Raw genomic sequence first — 19,275 nt, 5'->3', positions numbered from 1 at the left:
CCGGGCGCTACCTCCGAAAGGCGCCCCGCGGCCAGGGCAGGGTTGCGACGACGATGGCCGCCAGGGTGAGCAGTGTCCCGAGCACCGTGGGCACTTCCACCACGGTGCCGGGGGCGGGAACCAGCAGATCAAGGCCGAGCGAGCCCAGGAGCTGGCCGGCGATCATGCCGAGACCGGTCACCAGCACTCCGAGGCTGCGGACCAGCAGCGCCCCGAGTCCGATGAAGACGCAGCCCATGGGGCCGCCCAGGTAATACCACCACTCCCCCGGCAGCGGATTGCCCGCACCGGCGACGGCCAGCTTGACGAGCCAGGCCGTCCACAGCACGCAGGCACCGGCGATGAAGTTGACCAGGGTTGCCGCGATCGGCGTGCCGTAGTGCACGGTGGCAGTCCCGTTCATCGCCTGCTGGAAACTCATGAGGAAGCCTGCCAGAACGGGAAGGAGCACCAGCAGGATGAGCTGGGCGGGGTCGCCTGCGGCGCCTGTTCCCGCGCCCGGGCCTCCCGCGCCCGCGCTGCCCGCCCCGCCGCCGGAGGTGCCGAAACGCGGCGACACCGCCCACGCCACGGCCGCAATGGTGAGGATGCAGCCGATGACGCGAATGCCCGTCACCGCCTTCTTGCCCCCCGGGCCGATTCCCAGCCTGTCCACCAGCAGGCCGCTGACGGTCTGCCCGGTGACTGTGGACACGGTGAACAGCGCGACGCCGAGCAGGCCGATCGTGAACGATTGTGCGAAGACGAAGTACGCGCCGATCCCTCCGGCCAGGGCGTAGTAGGGCGGAAAGCGCCTTTCGCGCAGGGCCGGCAGGATCCTGCTGAGGCCCGCCCGTCCGCGCGGCAGGATCAGGGACACCAGGATCATCAGGACCAGCCCGGTGCTGAAACTCACCACGGCCGCGGCGATACCGTCGCCGAGGCGGGCACCCAGGGCTCCGTTGATCCGTCCCTGGACGGGGATGGCCAAGCCGGCTGCCACGGCCATGGGAAGGCCGGCGGCAAGCGGAAGCCGGGGTGCATGGGTCATTGGATTCACCTTACGTCAGGCATCATTACTGGTATGAGCAACCAGGAAATCGAAGAGATCCCCATCCGCGACGCCATGATCCGTCTGGGCCAGCTCCTGAAGCTCGCCAACCTCGTGGAGGACGGCGTGGAGGCCGCAGAGCTGATCAAGAACGGCCTGGTCAAGGTCAACGGCGAGATCGATGACCGCCGCGGCCGGCAGCTTCACGACGGCGACACGGTCACCGTCAACGGCCGGACCGTCCGGGTCAGTGCGCCCGCGGCCTAAGGCGGCGGCGGCACGGGGTTGAGGGCTGCGCCGGCTCAGGGCGGCCGGCGCGGGCCTACTTGTTGAGCACCTCGTGCGTAAGGAACTCCGACACGTGGCCGATCTCCTGGGCATTGATGCCGTGCCACATCCCGGTGTAGAGCACCTTAGTCAGCTTCACGTGGTTCCGGACCCACCCCATCGTGTACTCGATCTTGTCCGGCGTGATGACCGGGTCCTGCTGGTCCCGGCCCCAGAAGAAGGGCACGGTGCCGTCGAGCTCGGCGTCACGGAACTCGCCGTCGGCACCCGCATTGACCACAAAGCCTGAAAGCCCGACGACGGCGGCGAAGTCCGCGGGGCGTTGCCGCAGGAGGGTGGTGGCCATGGCCATGCCCATGGAGAAGCCCAGGAGCGTGACGGACGGGTGGTTTTCCTTGACGCTGTCGAGCCAGTCGAGGACGTATCCCGAGGCGGCCTTGACCGCGTCGAGGGAGTAATCGGCCGTGCCGGTCAGCGGGAACCAGGAAAAGCCCGGCCCCATGGCGATGGGTGCGCGGACCGAAACCACTGCAAAGTCCTCCGGGAGCATATCCGCCAGGCTGAGGAGGTCCTGCTCGTTCGCTCCGTAGCCGTGCAGCAGCACGAGCAGCGGCTTGCCGGCCCGGGCTTCCTCGGGCTTGGACCACAGAACGACGGGGGCAGGAAAGGAGTCGGCGAAAGTCATGGCTCCATTCTTACAGTTACCCGCCGGTAACAACTTACGGTGGCGTACCTTGGCAGGGAGAGTGCAGGATGTGAAGGTGAGCGGAGCCGAATCGATGCAGAATCCCCAAGCGCCTCCGGGCCGCCACCCGTGGAGCCGCTATGTGGCAATGGGGGACTCCTTCACCGAAGGAATCGGCGATCCAGAACCCAGCAGCCCGGGCGGCTACCGGGGCTGGGCGGACCGCGTGGCGGAGGAACTGGGTCGCGGCCACGAGGACTTTGCCTACGCCAACCTGGCCGTTCGGGGCCGGCTGCTCCAGCAGGTCATCGACCAGCAGCTCGCCCCCTGCCTGGCCCTCAAGCCGGATCTCGTGACGCTCTCCGCCGGAGGCAACGACCTCATCCGCCCCGGCGGGGACCCCGACGCCCTGGCCGAACGGCTCGACCCCGTCGTGCAGATCCTGACATTGAGCGGCGCCACGGTGGTGCTGTTCAACGGTCCCGACACCGGATCGTCCGTGCTGGGCCGGCTTCGCAGCAAAGTGGCCATCTACAACGAAAACCTCCGCACCATCGCCGCCCGGCACGACGCCATCATCGCCGACATGTGGTCCCTCCGGCAACTGAAGAGTCCGCAGATGTGGGACGAGGACCGTCTGCACTTTTCGCCCCTGGGCCACCACACGATTGCGGCGATGGTGCTCGAGTCCTTGAACGTCCAGCACAGCCTGGAACCGCTGGCGCCCAAGCCGCTGCCCCCGCGCAGCTGGCGCGAGGCCCGCACAGGGGACCTCGTCTGGGCCCGGGAGTACTTTGTGCCGTGGGTGGTCCGGCGTCTGCGCCACCGTTCGTCCGGCGACGGCATCGCACCGAAGCGCCCCATGCCGGGACCGGTGTTTGGCCCCGGTGTACCGCTTGGTTCCGGCGAGGGCCCCTTGGGCTCGGAGGATGCGGTCCGGCAGTAGCGGGGGCTGGGGCGTAGAAGGAGCGACGGCGGTGATGGAACCGGATGATGTGGTGCGGATCCGGCTGCGAAGCCAGCAGCTCCGTGCTCCCGTGGCGGCCACGGTGGACGACGCCCTGAAAAGCCTGCTCGCCGTCCAGGCCCAGGAATTTCCTTATGCCCGCTGGTCCCTGGCGCAGCGGACGGCGGGCGCCACCGCGGACGACGTGGAGCGGGCAGTCGCTGACGGCAGGATTCTCCGGACCCACATCCTGCGGCCTACATGGCACTTCGTGCACCGGGATGACCTGCCGTGGCTGCGGGCACTGTCAGCGCCGCGCCTGCACCGGGCCAACGCGGGGACGTACCGGATGATCGGGATCGACTCCGAGGTTGCGGCGAAGAGCGCCGCGGTGCTGGCCGCGGCGGTGGCGGACGGTGCGCACCGGACGCGGGAGCAGCTGGCAGCCGAACTGCAGCGAGCGGGTTTCGAGGCCAAAGGGCTCGGACTGGCCTACCTGATCATGCACGCCGAAGTTAGCGGCGTCCTGGCGAGCGGTGTGCCGATACGGAGCGCCGGCGGCGCCCTCCGTCAGACCTACGCGGCCTTCGATGAACGCGTCCAGGCGGTGCCTCCCGGCATGTCCGTCCTGTCCAAAGAGGAATCCCTGGCCGCGTTGGCAGTCCGGTACTTCCGGAGCCGCGGCCCCGCAACCGTAAAGGACTGCGCGGACTGGTCCGGCCTGACGATGGCGGACGTGCGGCTGGGGTTGACTCTGGGGCTGGAGGACGATCCCGCGGCGCTGGAGACTGCAACGATCGACGGCGTCACCTACTATTTCCACGCGCCGGACTCATCTGTTTCTCAGGCGCCCGACATCCAGCGGATCGATCTGGTCCAGTGCTATGACGAATACATCATGGGGTACTCGGTCTCCCGCCAATACTTCGGCGGAACGGCGCCGGTATTTCCATTCAACGACGCTCCCATGCACGTGCTTCTGCTGAATGGGTACATGGCGGGTGCCTGGCGGCATCGGCTGGTACGGCCGGCGGCCGGGCCGAGCTGCGAGCTCGACGTCCGCCTGTCCACGGCGCTCGCCGGATCCGGCGAAGAGGCGATGAACCAAGCACTCGACCAGAGCGTGGCGCGGTACGGGGATTTTCTTGGCATTCCGACGTCCCTTCGGTCAGCAGACCGCTCCTGAACAGGTGATCCGGAGAGGACTAAGCTGGAATAACACTCATGAGAGGCCCTCCACCGTGAACAACTTGTTTTTCTGGATCATTATTCTGTCACTCCTGATTCCCGTGGGAATGCGGATGTACCGGCGGTCCGTACAGCGCCGGGACCAGGGGCAGGGCTTCTCCGGGCAGTTTGATGGCCGGTTCGGCGGCCCGAATCCGGGCCGGCGGGACAACGGGCCCGCGGACGGCTACACACAGCAGGACTACCTCAGCGGCGGCTTCGGGCTTCCGCCGGCAAGTGGCCGGCAGGAGCTTCCCCCGCTGGACCAGCCTTACGGTTACCCCCCCTACCCGGGGGCCCCGGGCGCTGGTGGCAATCCGTCCGGACACCAGGGACCCGTGCCTTACGAGGACAGCCCCGAGTACCGCGCCAACCCGCCTCATCCGCAACAGCCGCAACAGCCCGGACCCCCGCCGGGCGGCGTTGCCCCGTCGACTCCCCCGCCGCCGTCGGCCCCGCAGGGTTTCCGCGCACGCAAGCTGGCCGAACTCGACCAGCAGTACAGCAACGGCGAAATCTCCATGGAGGAGTACATGACCCGCCGGAACGACATCACCAACGGCTGATATGAGTTGAGTTAGTCCTTCCCAGGCATCTCCGGAGACGTCAGGACGGGATGTATCAGATTCCGTTGAGGCCTGGGGCTGATCCGCGGGTCTCCCGGCACCTTCGGGGGTGTGTTGTTATGTCTGTTCAGACTGGAGTGGCTGCTGTTTCACCCGTGGTTGTTGCTGTGGATGTCGGCAAGCGGATCGCCGCGCGGTCATTTCGCTGCACACTGTCAACCCGTGGCCATCTGCGAGAAGAAGTCCTCGGCGCCTTCGCTGGGCGTCGTGAAGCTCGCGCCCGGATACACCGTCATCGTTAGAGGTCATCGCGCCGATTAGCTCCTTCGACTGCCTGCTGTCACGTGTCTCATAACCAACAACGAACACGCCGATTTCGCCAGAAGGTTGCGAGACATAGTTACGAGAATTTCCCGGTTGCAATGGAACTTGCAGGATTCCCCGAAAATTGAACGTAGGCAGCGGCAGCCACTACTCTTCAGCTGAGACGCCTTGTATCCCAAGGGTTATGAGACGGCCGGTTCTCCAATTTGGGGACCTGTACCGGGCGGTAAATCGGACAGGGCATACGGAGCATCCGGATGTCAGCCCCTCACCGGGCCGCGAATTCAAGGGGGTTCGCCCTTCCATCGACCGGCTAACGGGACGACTTGCGGTCAAGCCTGCTCGGACACCGTTCGGCTGAGACCGGGCACGGCATAAGAGTCTGAGCAGCCTCATCGAGTGAAGTTAGGCTGCCTCCGGCAGGACTTATCAGGGTGCGGTGCGTTCCAGGAATCGGCCCGTCTGATGAAACTGCCAGGCGACGAAGGCATAAAGGGCGACGTAGAGTCCCAGAAGCAAAATCCCAATGAGGGTCAGAAAGCTGCCTGGGGCGTTCAACAGCTGGGCTAGGGCAAGGAACAGGTATGCCGGCCCGACGAGCAGATACAGGGCCAGGCCTTGCCGGATCTGGACGGCGGCGCCGCGGGCAACGGTGAGGTGCTCAGGTACTGGGGGGATCCGGCAGTAAATCTGCTTCTGTATGTTCTTCTTTTCGAGCTTGTCCAGCCATATAAGGGCTCCTGACCGCTGCGGGCGTACCTGTGGGTTGACCTTTTTCCGCGCGTAAATGAAGCCGCCGACCCCGGTGCCCAATGAAGTTAGAAAAAGGCCCATGACCAAGTGCATGGACCACTCCTCCCGCATGTTCCCGAAGATAAGTACTGATAGGAGGAAACCTATGCCCGTCAGTAGGATTACGCCGGCGGGCAGATACAGCAGGAAGTACGACCGCACGGCCTTACCGATACCGTAATCGGTGATGCCCTCAGCAATCCGCGTGACCTTGGCCCATCTGGCCGCTGCTTCAGTGTCAGCCATTTTGACCGTCCCCTTAGGTCACTAGTAATGCTTCCTGGTACCGATCTAACACTGCGATAGTCCTGAGGGCTTGTCTATAAGAACATCTGGTCGTCGGTGAGCTTATCCTCTGCTAACAGAACTGCCCGCAGAGGGTTCCAACAAAGACGCCCTGTTCAATCACCACCGATGGACAAGACCAATTGCCGTCGGGTCACCATGGGTAATGCCAAATGACTTCCTTTCGACCACCGAAGAAGCCTGTCAATGTACTTGTTGCGAACTTATGGTCTTCACCCGCAAAATTAATCCGCGCTTCCGTGCGGACTACGCCATTCTTGCGAACCCAAGTGCACTCCTTGTAGCCATCGAAAATGATTGCTTGGAGAAGTTGGGCGGCCTCCTTCAGCGATGCCTCGGCGGAGGATTCGTCCGTCAGATCGAGTTCGTGCCGCAAGTTAACGCCAAACAGAATTAGAAGTTCTTCCCTACCTTCAATCAGCTCGATCACTTCTAGCGGTTCCGAACTCTTGCGTAGAGCTATGATCCGACCAGGCTGCTCGGTGGTCACGGGACGAATATCGACCTGCAGGTTGGGAAGACTGGTTCTTAGATAGTCGATCATGGAATCGACGCGTTCGCTCCATTTCGGCATGCCCTGGGAACCTCCTGATAGGGGAATAAGACCGACCTTCGCGTGCGGAAGCCCTCGGCTACAACCTAGCTCAATGGAGCTTCCTGCTTAGCCCCCGGCGTGCCCGCAACCTGCCCAATCTGGACCTTCGTGCTCCCGTTTAGGGTTCGTTTAAAAACGCTCCACGCGGTCGGCGACTAAGGAGAACTCGTCCTGCTGGGCTTCGTGCCAAGTGAGCATAACGTCCTCGCCTGGGACAAGCTCAAGAAACTCACTTGCCTTTTGGACGATGCAGGAAAAATGAGCGAAGCATCCTGCGGCTACTCCCTCGATCCGGATAGATCCCCACCCTTCATCGCGGTGCCAGGTCTTCACCGTTCCCTTGCTCAAAATTTCATCCACGTCACCGATGATAGCCACCTCCTTTCCGTGGCCGATCTGGCGGATATGGGTGACGACCAGAAGTACGTCCCGTAGACGGTTCCTCAAATAGTGACTGGTGACCTCGCTGCTAGTGGGTGCACCTGTGGGAGGGTTTGAACCATGAATCTCGTCCTGGTGATCATTGGTGTCGTAATCGGCGTTGGTGCTGCAACATATGGTGCGAGGAAGCCTCGGGTGAAGGGGGAACCTTTTGACACGAGGCGCAAAATCTCCTTGGTCATAACCTTGGTTGGGCTGCTCTTGGTTATTTGGGGTGGAGTTCTGACGATCCGAGGAGCGTAGCGAGCAACGACGTGAGAACTTTCCGTCAAGAAAGCTGATGCCTCAGCGAAATTCACTTGCACAGTCCTATGGAGGTTCCTCCCGGGCGCCACATACTCACAACAGCGCAAGACGCGATGACACGTATTCCATGCGGTTGTAGGCTCCGGATATGTCAGAGACAGAAGGTCCCAAGCGCCTGCGGCCGAAAATGGGACGCGGAAGTTGGCAGTTCGGTATGTGGGCTTATGGTGCCCAGGTTGTAGCGAGTGCGTTCCTCGCCGCCAACGAATTCACGAAGGGGTTGGACCACGGTTGGGATATTGGGTTCTTCTGCCTTTTCACGGTGTGGTTTTTGCTCAGCGCTGGCCAAGTCCTTTACATGCTCCGCGTACGCCGAAATGATGCCCAATTCTGGGGCGAGGAAGATCTTCGTCGGGCGGATTTGGAGCGTCGGGGCAGACAACTATGAGCATTCCTGTTGCACAGTTCAAGGCAATCCGGGGGTACCCCGTAGAGGGTTCGTCCCTGGTCAACCCCTACCGCCAGTCACGGTGGTGTTCCAACCTGTTGGCTTCTGTAGGTCAACTTGCTGAGCAAGCGTAGCTTCTGAGCATGGGGAAAATAGCGAGGGTGACAGCTGCAGTAACTGTTCTCTTGGTACTCGGAACTGGCTGCGGTAGCGGACAAACTGCTGCTGATGCATGTGTTGACTGGGTCCGTTTTGAGGACCCCCGAGATCAGTTCGACAAGGCCGAACTTGTTGCAGTGGGAAAGCCCCTGCGGCCGGACGGCGAGACGAGCATCTACAGTTATGCAGCGAGAACCCACCTTATAGAAATTGAAACCGTCCTTAAGGGCGAGCCGGGCCCAGGCCCCATCCATGTCTCGTCAATGCCCCAGACCTGCACGGGTGGGGAGTCCTACCCGGACGGTGACCCCTTGGACGCCGATCAACGAGTCCTCATCTATGCGACCAAACAGGCCGACAATTGGTTCACCATGACCCCGGACCAAGGCGTTGTCCCATACGAACAAGGCTCGCCTCTCCCATTCCAATCCAGCTATACGACGCCGAAGGAGGGAGAGCAGCGAGAGTGGACCCCTGAACGCATGAGAAGCGCGTCACCAGAACCAATGCCTAGGGTCCCCTGAAGCCGGCTAACGACCTCCGGCGTGGTGACATCTATAACTCTTGTGCCTGTAAAGGTTCCCAATTTGGGTGTCTCGAAACCACTGTGCCTCGAAACTCTAGGGTTATGAGACGGCCCGTGCTCCAGCTTGGGGACCATCACCGGGCGGTAAATCGGGCAGGGCATACGGGGCATCCCGATGTCAGCCCTCACCCGATCGAGAATTCAAGGGTGCGCCCGTTCCATCGACCGGGACTGCCCCCGCATGCCTATTAAGCGGCAAGCGTGGTCTTAGCGCGTGCCTTCTTGAGCCGTGCGCGTTTGAGGGTCTTGGCTTGGTGCAGTAGTTCGCGCTTGCGTCGGCGGCCCGAGGTCCACACCGTGCAGCGCAGCGCCGCGCCAGCGGTGAGTGGCGTGCCGGGCAGTGGTGGCGCAGTTGAGTGGTAGCTATGGCCGGTGGGGGTGCGGATCTCGAGGGTGTGTCTCGTTCGAGCAGCCTCACCGGGTCCGCGGCGCGGCTCTGCCCGCCAGCCGGGGGCTTCTTTAGTGTGGTTGCAGGCTTCGCAGAGCCCGGCGGCGTTGCCATGGGTAGTGGTGCCGCCGTGGTGCCACGGGATGATGTGGTCGTGGTGACGGATGGGTGCGTCGCAGTAGGGGGTGCGGCAGGTGTGGTCGCGGGCCCGGATGAGGCGGCGCAGCCCGGCCGGGAAGAGCCTGGCGCGCGAATCCATGGCGGTCAGTTCCCCGGTGCCGGGGGCTGTGTACAGCCGCCGCAGCCAGACATTCACAGCGGCGTTCCCCCTAGCAGCGTCCGCGAGGTGGGCGGCTTCCGCAGCGGCGGTCCCGCCCTCGCTTGCAGCGGCGTCCGTGACGGCAGCCCGGGCCCAGGCGGCGGGGACGATGCCATAGCCGGGGAGGCGGGCGGGTTCGGAGTCACCCTGGAGGAGGGTGCGGTCGGTCATGACGAGCTGGATTTCGATGCCGGTGATCCCGCCCGGGGTGCCGGTGATCCGTTCGACGAGGTCATCGGCCATGATCTGCCCCCGGGAGCGGCCGTCTGCGGTCCCGGCGAGGGTGTCCGCGTGCCGGGTGAGGGCGGCGAGTACGGCGACGCCGGCGGTGACCGGGAGCAGGGCGGTCAGGTAGGTCATGGTGTCCGGGGCCGGGCGGAGACTCACGTGCCGGTCGGCGACGGCGTTCCGGGCCCGGTTCGCCACCGAGCCCGGGTCCAGCCTGTACGCGGCGGCGCGGGCCGCGGCGATCACGGCCCGGTCACCGGCGCAGGCCAGGGCTCCGGTGTCCGCGGCGAGCCGGTCATCGACGGCGCAGCGGTCCGCGGCGGACAGGCAGGCCGTTTCCCGCACCAGCAGGGTGGCGCGCCATTCGTTCAATTCCCCGGTATGGAGGGCGGCCAGGGTGCGGGGCATTTCCGTCACGAGGGCCTTGGCCAGGCCCAGCAGCCGGGACCCGCGGGCCGGGGATTCGCGCCGGGCCAGCGCGATCTGCGCCCCCACGCCCTTGCCGCGTTCATCCGCCGGGACCCCGGCCGCGGCCTGGGCGCGGCGCTGGTCGGCGTCGAACGCCACGGCGATCCGGGCCTGCAGCGCGGCCGCGGCGGACTTCAGATCCTCCAGGTCCCGCAACTGATCAATCATCCCGGCACCGCCGTTACAGGGGCGAATGGCGGCCAGGGACCCGATCAGGTCCCGCACCGTCGTGCCGGCTCCCGCCGCCGCTTCTCGAACCTGTCCCGGCTCCCCCATGCCTTCCATACCCGAAGTCTGCCAGCGACCACTGACATTTTTCAGACGCTCCAAGAAGCTACGAACCCGAACCCTGAATGCAGAGCGAGCTCTGCCTGCTCAACTCCCCTACCGCCGTCGACCGTCCGCAACAACCGGCCCAAACTTGGCCGATCCGGTGAGCGAACGCGGAAGCAAGAACCCGCCGCCCAGCAATCCGCGGCACGAACTGCAACAGCCCGTGTCCCCACCGCTTTTGGCGGCAGGAACACGGGCTGTCTTACTGCAGGCCCGGTGCTTGGACGGCCTGAGGCTTAATCGACCGCTTAGTCGACCTGCGGGAACCCGAGGTCAATGACGGACGTGGACGGATCGGGCCAGCGGGTGGTTACGACCTTGCCCCGCGTGTAGAAGCGGATGCTGTCCGGCCCGTACATGTGGGTGTCGCCGAACAGGGAGTTCTTCCAGCCGCCGAACGAGAACGTGCCCACCGGCACGGGAATCGGCACGTTGACGCCCACCATCCCGACCTCGACGTCGAACTCGAACTGCCGCGCGGCGCCGCCGTCGCGGGTGAAGATGGCAACACCGTTGCCAAACTCGTTGTCGTTGACCAGCCGGACGGCGTCGTTGTAGGTGTCAACGCGCACCACGGACAGGACGGGGCCAAAGATTTCGTCGTCGTAGACCTTCATGCCGGGCTTGACGTGGTCCACCAGGCTGACGCCGATGAAGAAGCCGTTCGAATCGAACTGCTGCGAACGGCCATCGACGACGACGGTGGCGCCTTCGTTTTCGGCGCCGGCTACGTAGGACGCAACTTTGTCGCGGTGTTCAGCGGTGATCAGCGGCCCCATCTGCGAGGACGGGTCGGTGCCGGGGCCGATCTTCAGCGTCGCCATGCGGCTACTGATGGCCGACACAAGGTCGTCTGCGATGTTGCCGACGGCCACGAGCACGCTGACCGCCATGCAGCGCTCACCGGCCGAGCCGTAGGCGGCGGAGATCGCGGCATCGGCAGCCATGTCCAGATCGGCGTCGGGCAGGACCACCATGTGGTTTTTGGCGCCGCCGAGGGCCTGGACCCGCTTGCCGTGGTCCGCTGCCCGCTTGTAGATGGACTGGGCGATCGGTGTGGACCCGACGAAGCTGACAGCCTTCACGTCAGGGTGTTCGAGCAGGACGTCCACGGCCTCCTTGTCGCCCTGGACCACGTTCAGCACGCCCGCCGGCAGTCCCGCCTCGGCGAAGACCTCGGCGATGAATACGGCCGAGGACGGGTCCTTCTCGCTGGGCTTCAGCAGCACGGTGTTGCCACAGGCAAGGGCGCTGCCGATCATCCAGAGCGGCACCATGGCCGGGAAGTTGAACGGCGTAATACATGCCACCACACCCACGGGCTGGCGGACGGAGTGGACGTCGACGCCGCTGGAAACCTGTTCCGACCTCTCGCCCTTGAGCATGTGGGAAAGGCCGGTGGCGAACTCGATGTTCTCGAGGCCGCGGGAGATTTCCCCTTCAGCGTCGGAGAGGACCTTGCCGTGTTCGCTGGTGAGGATCGCGGCGAGCTCGGACTTGCGCTGCGTCAGGATTTCACGGACGCGGAAAAAGATGTTGGTGCGCTTGGCGAGGCTCGTTGCACGCCAGGCCGGAAGGGCGGCGCGGGCCGCGGCGATGGCTTCCTCGACCCGGGCGGCTGAGGCGAGCGTCACCTGCTTCTCCTGCTCGCCGGTGGCCGGGTTGAAGACCGGGCCGAAACGGTCGGCGTCGCTGACTCGGCTGCCGTTGATGAAATGCGGAATGGTTTCCATGGATGTCTCTTTCTTGCGGGTCCGTGAACAGACTGTTCCGGAGGCGGGCGGCGTTGACCGCCGGGGTGAATGGGAGCGCGATAAGCGGGCGCGCGGCTACTTGGCGGAGCTACTTGGCGGTGTCCAGCGACCCGTCCACGAGCTTGATGATCATGGAGCAGTCCTTGCCCGATTCGCCGGCGTCGATGAGCTGCTGGAAGAGCTGCTGGACATGCTTGCCGATTTCCAGCGGCGTTCCGGTGTCCTCGGCGGCGCTGATGGCCAGGCCGATGTCCTTATTGGCCAGTTCGGTGGTGAAGGTGGGAGCAAAATCGTTGTTCGAGGCGGCGGTGGAAACCACGCCCGGAACGGGATACCAGGTGCGCAGCGCCCAGCTGTCGCCCGAGGAGACTGACGCGATGTCCCAGAAAACCTGCTTGTCCAGGCCCAGGCGGTCCGCCAGCACCGCTCCCTCAGCCGTGGATGCCAGGTTGATGAAGAGCATCAGGTTGTTGCAGATCTTGGCGGCCTGACCGGTGGTTGCCCCGCCGGTGGGAATGATGTTGGAAGCCATGGGCTCGATGTAGCCGGTGGCCTCGGCCACGGCTTCCGCCTCGCCGCCCACCATGAAGGTGAGCGTCCCGGCCTTGGCACCGCTCATGCCGCCCGAGACGGGGGCGTCGACGAAGCGGAAGCCGGCGGCAGCGGTGGCGTCGTGCAGTTCCTGCGCGGACGCAATGTCGATCGTGGAGGAGTCCACCAGCAGTGTGCGGGTGTTGGCGTGGGCGAGGACCCCGCCCTCGCCCAGGTAAACAGCCTTGGCGTGCTCGCCCTTGGGAAGCATGGTGAATACGACGTCGGCGCCGTCCACGGCCTCCGCAATGCTCGCCACCGGCTTCACGCCGCCGGCCTCGGCGGCTGCGACCGCTGCGGGGTTGAGGTCAAAGCCCCGCACGTCGTGCCCGGCCTTCGCCAGGTTTGCCGACATGGAACCACCCATGTTCCCCAGACCGATCCAACCGATTACTGCCATGGCGTAAGCTCCTTTGCTTTGGTTCCGGCCGCTGGGGCCGAAGGTTCTGTGTCAACCATCACACCCTGATACAGTGCAATCAAGGGGAAAAAACACAGACGGTATGTGCACTGATGCACATACGAGCGAAAGGCACACCCGTGGACTTGCGGCGGCTTCCGAGTCCCGATGACCTGCTGATCCTGCTGACCGTGGCCCGCCTGGGCCGGTTCAACGCGGTGGCGGAGACGCTGGGCACCACCCACACCACCATCTCCCGCAGGATTCTCGCCCTCGACAAACAGCTCGGCGGCAGGACCCTGGAACGCAGCCCGCACGGCTGGGAACTGACGCAGCTCGGGGCCTCGGCCGTGACAGCCGCCGAAACCATCGAGGCGACCCTGGGCTCGCTGACCGGACTCATCAGCCAGGACCAGCATGCCCTGTCCGGGCTGGTGCGGATCAGCACATCGGACGGCTTCGGGTCCGAGTTCGTCACCCCCGCCCTGGTCCGCCTCCAGCGGCAGCACCCCCTGCTGAACGTGGAGATGCTCAGCGCCACGCGGAAGGTCAGCCAGAACCGTTCCGGCGTGGACCTGGAAATCGTGGTGGGCCGGACCGACGTCAGCAACGCCCAGACCATCTTCCTGAGCAACTACTATCTCCGGCTCTACGCCAGCCCGGAGTATGCCCGCGAGTTCGGGCTCCCGGAAACGCTCGACGGCGTAGGGCAGCACAGCTTTGTGTCCTACGTCGAGTCGGCCCTGCAGGTGGCCGAGCTGGGACACCGCTGGTCCGCGCAGCTGCCGATGCCGAAATCCAGCTTCCAGGCCACCAGCGTGTTCGCCCAGCTGGAGGCGGTGCGCCGGGGCGCCGGAATCGGCCTGCTGCCGAACTTCATGGTGGCGGGCAACCCGGAGTTCGTGCCCGTCCTCCCGGACGACTTCCAGCGCCAGCTGCCCATCTGGGCAGTGGCCCGCCCCGAGTCGCTGCGCTCAGCCCCGGTGCAGGCCGTGATCGCGTCGCTCAAGGAGGAAGTGCACGCGCGCCAGGAGCTGCTGGCCGGCTGAACGGCGCTGGGTGGCTGAGCGGCGGGACAGGCACGGCGGCGGGACGGCGTCACGCCTGGAACAGCCGCCGGACCACCTGCCCGGAGGCCAGGGCGTCCAGGCCCTCGTTGATTTCGGCGAGCGGCCTGGTGTCCGTATGCAGGAGCTCGACCGGCAGCCGGCCGTCGCGCCAGTACCCCAGATAGAGCGGAATGTCGCGCCCGGGAACGGCATCGCCCATGTAGGAGCCCAGCAGCCGCTTGCCCGCGCCCGCGAACTGCAGCGCCGGGACGGTCAGCTCGGCGGACGGGTTCGGCAGGCCTACCGACACCACCGCGCCGCCCCTCGTCACCCGCTCCAGGCACGATGCGATCACGCCTGCCGAACCCACAGCTTCGACGGCGACGTCCACGCCGTCGCCGGTGGCCTCCGCTATCAGCCTGGCGGCATCATCCGGGGTGCCCACCGCGGTCGCGCCGCAGTCGAGGGCAAGTTGGTGCTTGCTGGTGTTGGGGTCGATGGCTATCACGGCAGAAGCCCCGGCGAGCGACGCAGCCATGACGGCGGAGAGCCCGACGGCCCCCAGCCCGAAGACGGCGACCGACTGGCCGGCGTCGACCGCCGCAGTATTGAGGACGGCCCCCATGCCGGTGAGCACCGCGCAGCCGAACATCGCCGCCACGGTGTCCGGGACGTCCTCATCGATGGCCACCACGGACTCACGGGCCACGACGGCGTAATCGGCAAACGCCGAGACACCCAGGTGGTGGTTGATCCGCTCGCCGGACGGCGTCCGCAGCAGCGCCTCCCCGTGCAGGAGGTCGCCCGAACCGTTGACTTCCGCGGCCCGGTGGCAGAGCGCGGGGCGGCCGCCCTTGCAAGCGCGGCAGTCACCGCAGCTCGGCACGAACACCAGCACCACGTGATCGCCGACCGAAATGTCAGCAACGCCCTCCCCCACCGCCGCGACCCGACCCACGGCCTCGTGGCCCAGCGCCATGGGGAGCGGCCGGACCCGGGAGCCGTCCACCACGGAGAGGTCCGAGTGGCACAGGCTGGAGTATGTGATGTCGATGCCCAGCTCACCGGCGCGGGGCTCCGGCCGCTCCAGGTCCTGCACCACCAGCGGCTGCGCTTCGGCGTAGCTGGTTCCGGACGGGACAGTGGAATAAAGGACTGCTGCTCGCATGAAAAATCCTGCCTTTGCGTGAAAAGCTGACACGCAGCTGCCCGGGCCCGCGATGACCGCGGGTCCGGGCAGCTGCCTGGCTGATGTTGCTTGCTTCCGGCCGCTACTTCTTGCCGGCCGCCAGGAGATCGGCGGTGCCCTGGGCGTCCGCGGCGTCAACGTCGTGGAGCGAAATGCCGCGGGTTTCCTTGAGGAAGTACACCGAAATGGCGGTCACAACGCAGGCTGCCAGCAGGTACAGGGCCACCGGAACGGAGGACTTGAACTGGCCCAGCAGCGCCGTGGCGATGATCGGCGCCAGCGAACCGGCAACGATGGACGTCACCTGGTAACCGAGGGAGACGCCGGAGTAGCGCATCCGGGTGGGGAACATTTCCGCCATGATCGACGGCTGCCCCGCGTACATCAGGGCGTGGAACAGCAGCCCGATGGTGATCGCAGCGAGGATGATCAGGTCGTTCTTGGTGTCCATCATCGGGAAGGCGAAGAAGCCCCACGTTCCGGCGAGGATGGCGCCTGCCATGTAGACCGGCTTGCGGCCCAGGGAGTCGGAGAGCTTGCCGACCATGGGCACGGCCAAGAAGTGGATGAAGTGCGCCACCAGCAGGAGCAGCAGGATCCGGGATGTGTCGGTCTGGACCACGACCTTCAGGTAGGTGATGGAGAAGGTCACCACGAGGTAGTAGAGGATGTTCTCCGCGAAGCGCAGGCCCATGGCGGTGAAGACGCCGCGGGGGTAACGGCGGAAGACTTCGGCAACGCCGTAGCCCTTCTTCTCGACCGTGACTTCCTTGCGCGCCTCCAGGAAGATCGGGGCATCCTGGACCTTGGTGCGGATGTAGTAGCCGATGACGACGATCACGGCGGACAGCCAGAACGCGACGCGCCAGCCCCAGCCGAGGAAGGCCTCCTGCGACAACGTGGAGGACAGCGTGAACAGGACGCCGGTGGCGAGCAGGTTGCCCATCGGGACGGCGGACTGCGGCCAGCTGGACCAGAATCCGCGCGACTTGTTCGGGCTGTGTTCGGCTACGAGCAGGACGGCGCCGCCCCATTCACCGCCGACGGCGAAGCCCTGGACGAAGCGCAGGAAGACCAGCAGGGCCGGTGCCCAGTAGCCGATCTGCGCGAAGGTCGGCAGGCAGCCCATCAGGAAGGTGGCCACACCCACCAGGATGATGCTCAGCTGCAGGAGCTGCTTGCGGCCGAACTTGTCGCCGAAGTGGCCAAAGACGATGCCGCCGATCGGGCGCGCCACGAAGCCGACGGCGTACGTGACGAACGCGGCAATGATGCCATCCAGCTCAGTGCCTGAATTGGGGAAGAACATCTTGCCGAACACCAGGGTGGCTGCCGAGGCGTAGAGGAAGAACTCATACCACTCAACCACGGTGCCGGCCATGGAGGCCGTGACGACTTTCTTCAGGCCAGATGCCTTGACATCGGTTTCCTCTACGCGCCTTGCGGCGGAGTTATCCGTACTCATTAGTGAACTCCTTCGGGGTCTTCTTCGACGCCCATGGGACCAGTCAGGTGGCGGACGTGTGTGATGCGCACCACGAATCGCCGGTTCCAACGAGTATGGTCTGCCATTGCTGCAACCTCAACGCCAAATAGTGCAGAAGGCATCTGCATAAATGCACATTCCGGAGGCGTGGCCGGTGCGTTGTGCAACAGCCGCGCAGCCGGTAGCAGGGGGCAGCCGGGTAGCAGGGGGCAGCCGAGGAAGGCTATGCCAGGAAGTGGTCCCGGAGCTGGGCGTTGAGCTGCCCGATCTCGGTGAGGAAGCCGTCATGGCCAATGGGCGCCTCAATCACATGGACGTCCACGTCGCCGGGCAGCGCCTCAGCGAGCTCGCGGGACTGCGCCGGGAAGTACAGCCGATCCGAGTCCACTGCTGCAATAAAGAAATCGGCCGAGGTCCGGGACAGCGTTTCCCTTAGGGTCCCGCGCCCCCGACAGATGTCATGGCTCATCAGGGCCTCCGTGATGGCGATATAGCTGTTGGCGTCAAACCGCCGGACGAGCTTGCGCCCCTGGTGGTCCAGGTAGCTTTCCACCTGGTACCGGCCGCGGACCCCAAGGGACTCCGCCTCGAACGGCGCTTCGGAAGCCTGGGCGTTCCGGCCGAACCTGAAATCGAATTCGTAGGCGGAACGGTACGTGATGTGGGCGATCCGCCGGGCCAGCGCCAGCCCCTCTTCGGGCAACGGGCCGCCGTAGTAGTCGCCGCCGTTAAAGTTGGGGTCCTGCCTGATGGCGAGTGTCTGCGCCTGGGCGAAGGCGATCTGTTCGGCTGTGCTGCTGGCGCCGATGGAGATGACGCCGCAGCGGCGCACGCGCTCCGGGTAGCTGACGGCCCACTCGAGCGCCCGGGCCCCGCCCATGGAACCGCCCAGAACCGCGAACCAGCTGCTGATGCCCAGCTGGTCTGCGAGGCGCGCTTCGGCGGCGGTGGTGTCCCGCAGCGTCACAAGCGGGAAGCGGGATCCCCACGGCCTGCCGTCCGGTGCGGCCGTCGAGGGTCCCGTGGATCCGTAGCAGCCGCCGAGGATGTTGATGGAGACCACGAAGAACCGGTCCGTGTCAGCCGGTGCCCCCGGCCCGGCCAGCTGCTCCCACCAGCCTTCTTCATTCCCGTGCCCCCGCGTGACGTGCGTGCTTCCCGTGAGGGCATGCTGGACGAGGATGGCATTGGAGCCGTCGTCGTTGAGGGTCCCCCAGGTTTCGTAGGCAAGGGTCACGTCCGGAAGGAACCCGCCGGCCTCAAGGCCAAGGCTGCCGATATTGACGTACTGGACAGTCCCGTCCGGAACTTCGGTGCGGGTGACGGAAATCGTCATAGGTATACCTCTTCTACGCGCTTGCCCGCCGGCAACTGACCGGCAGGCCAGGTCTTCACCCGGGGCACCCCGCCGCGAAAGGAGGGTTGCCGGCCAGCAAGCCGGGGCTGTTGCTGGCACTCATGACCTAGTGCCCAAGTTTACGAAACACGGCGCCGACTGCGCGAAGATTGTGACGGTTGTGTGACTCGCGGCTTCCGGGGAGCTGGCGCTCATGACCTGCCCCCGGCCCCCTCTAGGCGCCCGGAATCATGGCGACGCTCGCGCCTATTCGAGACATCCCATGACGGTAAGGGTCGCCTTAGCTGAGAGCCCCATCACAAAATGCCAAGATGATGGCATGCGCATGGATCACGTCTCTTACGCCTGTGAACACGATGGCCTGGCTGCCACCACCGAACGTATCTCCTCTGCCCTCGGCGTCGAAGCCGTTAAGGGTGGAGTGCACCCCCGGTTTGGAACCCGGAACATGATTATCCCGCTCGCGGGGCACAAGTATTTGGAAGTTGTGGAAGTGCTGGACCACCCGGCGTCGGACAAGGCCCCCTTCGGACAGGCTGTCCGTGCCCGGTCCGCGGCCGGCGGCGGCTGGATGGGCTGGTGCGTCGAAGTGGACGACCTCGCCCCGTTCGAGGACCGCCTGGGCCGGTCTGCCGTCAACGGCAACCGCAAGTTCCCGGACGGCCGCGAGCTGGTATGGAAGCAGATCGGCATCCTCGGACTCATCGCCGATCCCCAGGTTCCGTACATGCTGAAGTGGGAGGGCGACCCCTCCCTTCACCCGTCCAACGCCTATGACAGCAATGTCAAGATGTCCAGCCTCACCATCGCGGGATCCGCTGAACGGGTCACCGAGTGGCTCGGCGAGCCCGTCGAAAAGCCCCTGGAGGACGTCGCCGTCAACTGGGTGGCCCCGCACGGAACCCCGGGAATCCTGTCCGTCACCTTCGAAACCGCAGCGGGCGCCGTCACCATCTGACGCCCTTTAGATCGGGCGTTAAGCCCCCCCGGCAGCAAGCCCTGCCCGGCAAGGAAGCCGGTCTAGGCAGCGTGCTGCAAAAGCTTCGGCCGCCATCAGCGGGTGCCAACGTCGTC

17 protein-coding genes and 1 riboswitch are annotated in these 19,275 nt (G+C 65.2%); of the genes, 6 read left to right on the top strand and 11 right to left on the bottom strand.

Annotated elements, in window-relative coordinates:
- Window positions 1–7 precede the first annotated feature (7 nt).
- Complete coding sequence (locus tag CXQ90_RS04270) at window positions 8–1,030, bottom strand: DMT family transporter (RefSeq protein ID WP_104137211.1); 1,023 nt, start codon at window positions 1,028–1,030, stop codon at window positions 8–10.
- Window positions 1,031–1,063: 33 nt separating this feature from the next.
- Between CXQ90_RS04270 and CXQ90_RS04265 the strand changes: the two genes are divergently transcribed.
- The gene (locus CXQ90_RS04265; protein ID WP_056629475.1) at window positions 1,064–1,297 is read left to right on the top strand and encodes an RNA-binding S4 domain-containing protein; all 234 of its coding nucleotides are present in this window, start codon (window positions 1,064–1,066) and stop codon (window positions 1,295–1,297) included.
- A gap of 55 nt (window positions 1,298–1,352) precedes the next feature.
- Here CXQ90_RS04265 and CXQ90_RS04260 read toward each other — a convergent pair whose 3' ends face one another.
- Window positions 1,353–2,003, bottom strand: coding sequence for an alpha/beta hydrolase (locus CXQ90_RS04260; RefSeq protein ID WP_104137209.1), 651 nt, complete (start codon window positions 2,001–2,003; stop codon window positions 1,353–1,355).
- Window positions 2,004–2,079: 76 nt separating this feature from the next.
- Between CXQ90_RS04260 and CXQ90_RS04255 the strand changes: the two genes are divergently transcribed.
- From CXQ90_RS04255 to CXQ90_RS04245, 3 genes are read left to right on the top strand one after another with little or no spacing between them, the layout of a single operon-like run.
- Window positions 2,080–2,949 carry an SGNH/GDSL hydrolase family protein gene (locus tag CXQ90_RS04255; protein ID WP_104137448.1) on the top strand — a complete coding sequence of 290 codons (870 nt, stop codon included), beginning with the start codon at window positions 2,080–2,082 and terminating at the stop codon, window positions 2,947–2,949.
- Window positions 2,950–2,983: 34 nt separating this feature from the next.
- Entirely contained in the window at window positions 2,984–4,135 is a 1,152-nt protein-coding gene (locus CXQ90_RS04250) for a winged helix DNA-binding domain-containing protein (protein WP_104137208.1), read from the top strand.
- Window positions 4,136–4,190: 55 nt separating this feature from the next.
- Window positions 4,191–4,742, top strand: a complete 552-nt coding sequence (locus CXQ90_RS04245; protein WP_104137206.1) for a hypothetical protein — start codon at window positions 4,191–4,193, stop codon at window positions 4,740–4,742.
- Between the two features lie 753 nt (window positions 4,743–5,495).
- Here the strand turns inward: CXQ90_RS04245 and CXQ90_RS04240 are convergent.
- From CXQ90_RS04240 to mmsB, 6 genes are all read right to left on the bottom strand, one after another.
- On the bottom strand, window positions 5,496–6,104 hold the full coding sequence (locus tag CXQ90_RS04240) for a hypothetical protein (protein ID WP_104137205.1): 609 nt from the start codon (window positions 6,102–6,104) through the stop codon (window positions 5,496–5,498).
- A 193-nt stretch (window positions 6,105–6,297) separates the two neighbouring features.
- Window positions 6,298–6,738, bottom strand: coding sequence for a hypothetical protein (locus CXQ90_RS04235; RefSeq protein WP_104137203.1), 441 nt, complete (start codon window positions 6,736–6,738; stop codon window positions 6,298–6,300).
- 150 nt (window positions 6,739–6,888) lie between these two features.
- Window positions 6,889–7,137, bottom strand: coding sequence for a cold shock domain-containing protein (locus tag CXQ90_RS04230; RefSeq protein WP_104137202.1), 249 nt, complete (start codon window positions 7,135–7,137; stop codon window positions 6,889–6,891).
- Window positions 7,138–8,827: 1,690 nt separating this feature from the next.
- Complete coding sequence (locus tag CXQ90_RS04220) at window positions 8,828–10,327, bottom strand: HNH endonuclease signature motif containing protein (protein WP_104137199.1); 1,500 nt, start codon at window positions 10,325–10,327, stop codon at window positions 8,828–8,830.
- Between the two features lie 296 nt (window positions 10,328–10,623).
- Window positions 10,624–12,108, bottom strand: a complete 1,485-nt coding sequence (locus CXQ90_RS04215; protein ID WP_104137198.1) for a CoA-acylating methylmalonate-semialdehyde dehydrogenase — start codon at window positions 12,106–12,108, stop codon at window positions 10,624–10,626.
- 109 nt (window positions 12,109–12,217) lie between these two features.
- A complete protein-coding gene (gene mmsB, locus CXQ90_RS04210) occupies window positions 12,218–13,120 on the bottom strand; it encodes a 3-hydroxyisobutyrate dehydrogenase (RefSeq protein ID WP_104137196.1) in 903 nt (300 codons plus the stop codon).
- Between the two features lie 146 nt (window positions 13,121–13,266).
- Here mmsB and CXQ90_RS04205 point away from each other — a divergent pair, with 146 nt between their 5' ends.
- Window positions 13,267–14,169, top strand: coding sequence for a LysR family transcriptional regulator (locus CXQ90_RS04205; protein ID WP_219816633.1), 903 nt, complete (start codon window positions 13,267–13,269; stop codon window positions 14,167–14,169).
- A gap of 49 nt (window positions 14,170–14,218) precedes the next feature.
- Here the strand turns inward: CXQ90_RS04205 and CXQ90_RS04200 are convergent, their stop codons facing one another.
- The 3 genes from CXQ90_RS04200 to CXQ90_RS04190 all read right to left on the bottom strand — a co-directional run bounded on the left by CXQ90_RS04200 (window position 14,219) and on the right by CXQ90_RS04190 (window position 18,180).
- Complete coding sequence (locus CXQ90_RS04200; protein WP_104137193.1) at window positions 14,219–15,337, bottom strand: zinc-dependent alcohol dehydrogenase family protein; 1,119 nt, start codon at window positions 15,335–15,337, stop codon at window positions 14,219–14,221.
- Window positions 15,338–15,440: 103 nt separating this feature from the next.
- Window positions 15,441–16,823, bottom strand: coding sequence for an MFS transporter (locus CXQ90_RS04195; protein ID WP_104137192.1), 1,383 nt, complete (start codon window positions 16,821–16,823; stop codon window positions 15,441–15,443).
- Between the two features lie 244 nt (window positions 16,824–17,067).
- On the bottom strand, window positions 17,068–18,180 hold the full coding sequence (locus CXQ90_RS04190) for a homoserine O-acetyltransferase (protein ID WP_181038419.1): 1,113 nt from the start codon (window positions 18,178–18,180) through the stop codon (window positions 17,068–17,070).
- A gap of 12 nt (window positions 18,181–18,192) precedes the next feature.
- Window positions 18,193–18,308, bottom strand: a riboswitch (SAM riboswitch).
- A 212-nt stretch (window positions 18,309–18,520) separates the two neighbouring features.
- Between CXQ90_RS04190 and CXQ90_RS04185 the strand changes: the two genes are divergently transcribed.
- Window positions 18,521–19,159, top strand: a complete 639-nt coding sequence (locus CXQ90_RS04185; protein ID WP_104137190.1) for a VOC family protein — start codon at window positions 18,521–18,523, stop codon at window positions 19,157–19,159.
- The last annotated feature ends 116 nt before the right edge of the window (window positions 19,160–19,275 follow it).

Source organism: Arthrobacter sp. ZGTC131 (assembly GCF_002929275.1).
Lineage (GTDB): Bacteria > Actinomycetota > Actinomycetes > Actinomycetales > Micrococcaceae > Arthrobacter.
This window is presented reverse-complemented; position numbering and strand designations above follow the sequence as displayed.